This window comes from Micrococcus sp. HMSC31B01 (assembly GCF_001816085.1).
In the GTDB taxonomy this organism is placed as follows: Bacteria; Actinomycetota; Actinomycetes; order Actinomycetales; family Micrococcaceae; genus Micrococcus; species Micrococcus luteus.
On record NZ_KV825177.1, the window covers coordinates 1 to 6,686 of the forward strand.

The 6,686-nt window shown below is 73.3% G+C and carries 4 protein-coding genes; 2 read left to right on the forward strand and 2 right to left on the reverse strand.

Translation table 11 applies throughout. From position 1 onward, the window contains the following. Positions 1-2,683: alpha/beta fold hydrolase (locus HMPREF3105_RS07575; protein ID WP_070709090.1), on the reverse strand; the 2,683-nt coding region annotated here is incomplete at its 3' end. Between the two features lie 18 nt (positions 2,684-2,701). Then, positions 2,702-3,733 (reverse strand): 3-oxoacyl-ACP synthase III, encoded by a 1,032-nt coding sequence (locus HMPREF3105_RS07580; RefSeq protein WP_063189705.1) that lies wholly within the window; start codon positions 3,731-3,733, stop codon positions 2,702-2,704. 270 nt (positions 3,734-4,003) lie between these two features. Here HMPREF3105_RS07580 and HMPREF3105_RS07585 point away from each other — a divergent pair, with 270 nt between their 5' ends. Next, positions 4,004-5,578, forward strand: coding sequence for a cytochrome ubiquinol oxidase subunit I (locus HMPREF3105_RS07585; protein ID WP_070709091.1), 1,575 nt, complete (start codon positions 4,004-4,006; stop codon positions 5,576-5,578). Positions 5,579-5,605: 27 nt separating this feature from the next. After that, positions 5,606-6,628, forward strand: coding sequence for a cytochrome d ubiquinol oxidase subunit II (gene cydB / locus HMPREF3105_RS07590; protein WP_036314110.1), 1,023 nt, complete (start codon positions 5,606-5,608; stop codon positions 6,626-6,628). The last annotated feature ends 58 nt before the right edge of the window (positions 6,629-6,686 follow it).

Below are 6,686 nucleotides of genomic sequence, written 5' to 3' on the forward strand. Positions count from 1 at the left end.
CGACGACGACCACGGCCTGCGTGCCCCGGGGCCCGACGCCGACGACGGCGCTGCGCCGCACCGGCCCGAGCGCGTCGACGGTCTTCTCGGGCCCGCCCGGACCGACCGGGCCCTCGGGCGTGGTGATCACGTGTTGGAGCCGACCCTCGAGCCAGACGCGGCCCTCGGCGTCGAAGTGGCCGACGTCGGCGGTGCGGTGCCACACCCGGCCGTCCCGCCGCCACAGCCCGTCGCGCTTGCTCTGCTGGTCGGTGTGCCAGAGCGCGTCGTAGCGGTCCTTCAGGTGGGGGGCGCTGACCACGATCTCGCCGAGGACGCCGTGGCCCCGCGCGGGGTCGAGGATGACGTCCTCGGCGCTGCCGTCCTCGAGCAGCGGCGCGATGGCCAGGGACACCGTGGGCAGCGCGGAGCCCACGCAGACGCCCTCGTCGTCGGCGGTGCGCAGGCGCTGCACCTCGGCGCCGTCGATGTCCGTGAGCAGCAGCCCCTCGGTCATGCCCCACGGCGTGTGGACCCGGGCGTTCGGCATCAGGTCCGAGACCTGACGCATCAGCTGCGGGTGCACGGGGGCGCCGGCCGAGAGCACGAGGCGCACGGCGTCGAGGGCCTCGCGCCGGGGCGCGTCGAGGCCGTCGGCGGTCGCGACCACGTTCGCCAGGGCGGCGGGGGAGGCGAACAGCACGCTCGACTGCCCGGCGATCGCGGCGTCGGCCAGCTTCTGCGCGGTGAGGGTGGCCGGCTGGGTGACGTCCATGTCCGGGGAGACGGACGCGGCGCCGAGGGCGGGTCCGAGCAGCGCGAACGGGGCGAAGCCGGCCAGCAGGGACCCGCCCGGGCGGATGCCCAGGGTGCGGGAGATCAGCGCCACGAGGCGGCCCAGCCGCTCGTGCGTGTACACGACGCCCTTGGCCGGGCCCGTGGAGCCGGAGGTGAACAGCACCGCGGCGTCCGCGTCCAGGGCGGGCTCGGGCAGCACGGTGCCGTGCTCGTCGACGGCGTCGCCCGCGGCCGGGTCGCGGTGGCGGTCGACCATCGCGTAGAGCGAGTCGGAGACGTCGAGCAGGCGGCGCTGGGCGGCGCCCGGCTCGGTCACGGAGATCCGGGTGCCCGGCCACGACTGGGCGCGGGCGAGCGTCAGCCCGGGGGTGCGGCCGATGATCCACCGGGGGCGGGCCGACTTCATCGCCCGGGTCATGCCCTTGACGCCGAGGCCCTGGTCCGCCACCACGGCGACGGCGCCCACGCGCAGCACGGCGTACAGGGCCGCCGACAGGTCGCGGCCCGGCGGCACGAGCATGGCGACCCGGTCGGCCGGCCGCATGCCCGCGGCCCACAGCCCGGTGGCGATGGCCGAGACCATCTCCTGCAGCTCGCCCCAGGTGACGGCCACGGGTCGGCGGGCGGTTCCCACGAGCGAGCGGCCGGCCTGGGCGCCGGCCATGTCCACCAGCGCCGTGTACTCGCGGTGGTCCGAGCCGGGGGCGCCCCAGTCGCGCAGGTGGTCCCAGAGCCGGACCACGCCGGGCTCGCGGGCTCCGGGATCCTCCCCGAGGTCCACCTCCAGGCCCGGGTCGGCGGCGGCGTCGGCGGTGGCGTGCGGGACGGGGCCCGGCAGCCCCGAGGCGGGGTCGGAGAGCTGGCCGCCGCGCAGCAGCTGGGCCCACTGCAGCAGGGGCGCGGTGATGTCGCGGTCGTCCACGAGCAGGTGTCCCGCCTGCTCGTAACGGTGCACGCGCGCGTGGGGCAGGCGGTCGCGGAGGTCGTCGAGGTAGCGGTCCAGGAAGACCGGGTCGTCGGCGCCCCACAGGATGAGAGCGGGCACGTCGGTGCGGCCCAGGGCGGCGAGGTCCTCTCCCACCCGCTGCAGTTCGGGATGGCTGCCGTGGCGGGGGTCGGCCGGGATGTCCGCGACGAAGCCGCCGACGCCGCCGCGTCGGGCCGCCGTGTCGTAGGGCAGGTGGTAGGCCGCCCGGGTCTCGCGGTCGAGGGCCGGCGTGGCGAGGGAGGTCGTCACGGAGAGGAAGGCGTCCGTGGTGACGGTGGAGGCCGGCAGGACGGGCCCGGCGAGGGCGGCCTGCAGCGGGGCGGGGATCGGCGCCCCCTCGGGCTGGTGGACCGCGGTGTTCAGGGTCGCGACGCCGGCCACCAGCTCCGGATGACGCGCCGCCCAGCCGAGGGACACGACGCCGCCCCAGTCGTGGCCGAGCGTGATCAGCGGGTGGCCGGTGGCTGCCAGGTCGCGCAGCCCGAGAGCCGCCAGCAGGGCGTCCAGGTCGTCGATGCGGCCACCCAGCGTGCGGTAGGTGTCGCCGGCACGGCCCATCGACGCGGCGGACGGGGAGCCCGCGTGCGCGAGGCGCTCGGAGAAGCCCATGTCCAGCTGGTCCGGCGCCACGACGCGCCACGCGGCCATGCCCCGGCGTGCCCGGCGCACGGTCTCCGCGAGCAGGGACCGCCACAGCCAGGACCAGGTCGGGTTGCCGTGCACCGCCACGATCGTGCCGACGATCTCGGCCCCGGCCGCCGCGAGCACGGGACCGGTGTCCGCCACGTGCAGCGTCCGCACGGTCCCCTCCGGGTCCGCGGCGGAGCGGATCTCCACGAGGCGGGACCATGCCGGGTCCCAGCCGGGCAGTCGGTCGGCCGGCGGCAGGGCGGCGGGGGCGGCGGGGATCTGGGGCATGGCTCTGGCTCCTTCAGCTCACCATTCGATCTCGAGCATCGCGGTGTTCAGACCCGAGCCCACGCCCAGGCAGACCACTGTGTCCCCGTCCTCCAGGGAGTCCATCTCCCGCACGAGGGTGATGGGCAACGACGCCGGGCCGACGTTGCCCAGCGTGGGGAACGTCGTCGGGATGCGCGCCGGGTCCAGGTGGGCGGACTCCGCGATCGCGTCGGTGTGCATCTGCGAGACCTGGTGGGTGATGAACCGGTCGGCCTCCGGCCACGCCCACTCCGCCGGGACGTCGTGCCACGCGTCCATCACGAGCTCGAGACCGTCCTTGAGCAGGGCGGTGGAGTCGGTGTACATGCCGTGGTGGTCGCCCACGCACAGGCCGTGGTGGTCGGTGCCGGCGCGGGTGATCCCGCGGACGATCCGATGGGCGTCCGGGTGGTCCTCGATGCGGCCGACGACGGCGGCGGCGGCCCCGGAGCCCAACGTCAGGGACGCGAACTGCTCCATGAAGTTGCCGCGGTGCGTGGTCTCGGCGTGCAGGTTGGCCACGGTGGCGGCCTGCACCTTCGAGGCGTCCTCGGCGGCGACCACGACCGCGTAGTCGATCTGGCCGGCGTCCACCAGGGTGGAGGCGAGCATGAGGCCGTTGACGAACCCGAGGCACGCGTTCGTGATGTCGAAGTTGGTCGCCGAGGTGGGCAGCCCCATGAGGTGGTGGATCCGCACGGCCACGGAGGGCTCGAGCGTGGCCCGGGTCACCGACGTGTTCACGAGCAGGCCCACCCGCTCCCGCGGGACGCCGGCCTGCTCCAGGGCCGCGACGCCGGCGCGCGCGGCGGCCTCCTGGAAGTCCTCGGTCTCGTCCCAGTTCCGTCGGCTGCGCACACCGGCCACCCGCTCCAGGAGGGAGCCGGGCAGGCGCAGGCGGGTGAGCACCTCCGCCAGCTGGTCGTCGAGGTCCTGCGAGGTGACTTCGACGGGGGCCTCCACCTCGGTGACCGCCAGGAGGGCGGCGCGGGAGTACTCGTAGCTGGCGTTGCCGGACACGTTCGTCACCAGGACCAATCTGCGGGGGTCGGGGAGGGGGCGCTCACCTGCGGTGAGACGACAGCCCACTGTATCGGAGGGGTCGGGCGGGGCGCCCGTCGGAGGCCTCGATCGGCCCGAGGCGAACAGGGTCGCCTCGGCCGGGACAGTCCGCGGACACGGTCAGGGCGTCGTCGGCCCGGCGCCGTCCGGCGATGTCACGACGTCCGACGGACTAGGGTGGTGGTATCCAGCGACCGCGTTGTCGCGGTCGAACGCCTGTCTCAGGAGCGCAGCCTCGTGGATCCCCTCGAACTCGCACGGTGGCAGTTCGGCATCACCACCGTCTACCACTTCCTCATGGTCCCGCTGACCATCGGACTCGGCCTCGTCGTCGCCGTCCTGCAGACCCTCTGGGTCGCCACGGGCAAGGACCACTACCTGCGGATGACGAAGTTCTGGGGAAAGCTGTTCCTGATCAACTTCATCATGGGCGTGGCCACCGGGCTGGTGCAGGAGTTCCAGTTCGGCATGGCCTGGTCGGAGTACTCCCGGTTCGTCGGGGACGTCTTCGGGGCGCCGCTGGCCCTCGAGGCGCTCATCGCGTTCTTCCTGGAATCGGTGTTCCTGGGCATCTGGATCTTCGGCTGGGACCGGATCCCGCGAAGACTCCACCTGGCCGCCCTGTGGTGCGCGGTGCTGGGGATCAACCTCTCGGCCTACTTCATCATGGTGGCCAACGGCTTCATGCAGCACCCGGTGGGCTATGAGGTCGTCGACGGCCGCCCGGTGCTCAACGACCTCGGCGCCGTGCTGACCAACCCGATCGTCCTCACCCACTACCCGCACACCATCTTCGGTTCCTGGGCCGTGGCCGGCGGCTTCCTCGTGGGGATCGCCTGGTACCACCTGTGGAAGCGCCGCCGGGACGGCATCGACGTCGTGGACGAGGCGGGCCTGGTCGTCGTCGGCGACGCCGGCACCGCCGCCCGGGACCGCACCGACCACCGCGTCTGGCTCACCTCGCTGCGCGCCGGGGCGGCCGTCGCCCTGATCGGCTTCGTCGGCACCGCATTCTCCGGCCATGCCCAGGCCCAGCAGATGATCCACTTCCAGCCCACCAAGATGGCCGCCGCGGAGGCCGCCTGCCACGACGGCACCGCGTTCTCCGTGCTCACCCTCGGCGATGTGCGCTCGGGTGGAGCGACCACCTGCGAGGACGTCCAGGGCGTGATCGAGGTGCCGGGCCTGCTCTCCTACCTCGCGTACGAGGACTTCACCACGCCGGTGCGCGGCATCAACACCCTGCTGCCGGAGTTCGAGCAGAAGTACGGCACGCACCTGCCCGACTCCGAGCTCTACGGCGACCGCGCCGGCAGCGAGATCTCCTATCTGCCGCTGATGGAGGTCACCTACTGGGGATTCCGGCTCATGATCCTCTTCGGCGGACTCGGCGCGCTCGCGGCACTGGGCGCGCTGTGGTTCTCCCGCCGCGGCACCGTCCCGGCCTCCCGTGGCTGGATGCGCCTGGCCGTGGCCTCGATCGGGGCGCCGTTCGCGGCGAACATGACCGGCTGGGTGTTCACCGAGATGGGCCGGCAGCCGTTCGTGGTGTACCCGAACCCGGCGATGGGCGTGGATCAGGTGTACATGTTCACCGCCGCGGCCGTCTCGCCCGGGGTCACGGGTGAAGAGGTCCTCGTGTCCCTGATCGTCCTGGTCGGGATCTACGCGGTGCTGCTGGGCGTCGAGGTCTTCCTGCTGACCCGGTTCGTCCGCGGCGGCGTCCCGGCCGCCATGCCGGAGCTCACCGCCGCCGAGCACTCCGATGAACAGAAGCGCGACCGCGACGACGTGCTCGCGTTCGCCTACTGACCCGCTCGCAGAGAGGACAGCACGACCATGGCTGAGGTCCTTCCCGTCTACTGGTACGTCATCATCGCCGTGCTCTGGCTCGGCTACCTGGCCCTCGAGGGCTTCGACCTCGGGGTCGGCATGCTCGTGCGCTTCTGGGCGCGGGACGAGCCACGGCGCCGGGTGCTGCTGAACATCATCGGCCCCGTCTGGGAGGGCAACGAGGTGTGGCTGATCACCGCCGTCGGAGCGATGTTCGCGGCCTTCCCGTTCTGGTACGCGGCGGTGTTCTCCACCCTGTACCTGCCGATGCTCGTGATGCTGTTCGGTCTGATCCTGCGGGCGGTGTCCATCGAGTACCGCGGCAAGGCCGCCACCGACGCCGGCCGGGAGATCTGGACCTGGACCCTGGGCATCGGCTCGTTCCTGGCGGCCTTCATGGCCGGCGTGCTGCTCGTGCTGACGACGACCGGCCTGCCGCTGGACGCCAACGGGGACCGGGTGGGCGGCCCCTTCGTGTGGGTGACCGGCCCGGCGCTGCTCGGTGGTCTGGCCGTGGTCGGTTTCTCCCTGGCGCAGGCGTGGGCGTTCATCGGCCTGAAGACCGACGGCGCCCCCCGCCGGTCGGCCGCCCGCTTCCTGTCCACGTGGACCCCGCTGGCCGTGCTGCCGCTGCTGGTCTGGGCAGGGCTCGTGGTGGCCCGCGGCGACCGCCCGTGGACCTGGGCGCTGCTGGTGCTGGCCGTCGTGGCGGTGGCCGCGTCGGTGGTGGCCGCCCGGGCCGGCCGCGAGGGCCTGGCCTTCACGTCCCTGACGCTGGTTCTGGTGCTGGCGTGGACGGCGATCATGGTCACCCAGTACCCGGTCGTGCTGCCCTCTACGGTGGACCCGCAGTTCAGCCTCACCGCTCAGCTGGCCTCCTCCGGCCCGTACACCCTGGGCCTGATGGCCGTGATCTCCCTGATCTTCGTGCCCATCGTGCTGGCCTACACGGGGTGGTCCTACTGGATGTTCCGCCGCCGTCTGGCCGACACCCACATCCCGGAGGCCCACCTGGTGGAGCCGCTGTGAGCCCCAGCCGCCCCGCCGCCCCGGCCGTCGAGCGCTCCGCCTCGGCGGCCGGGCCGCC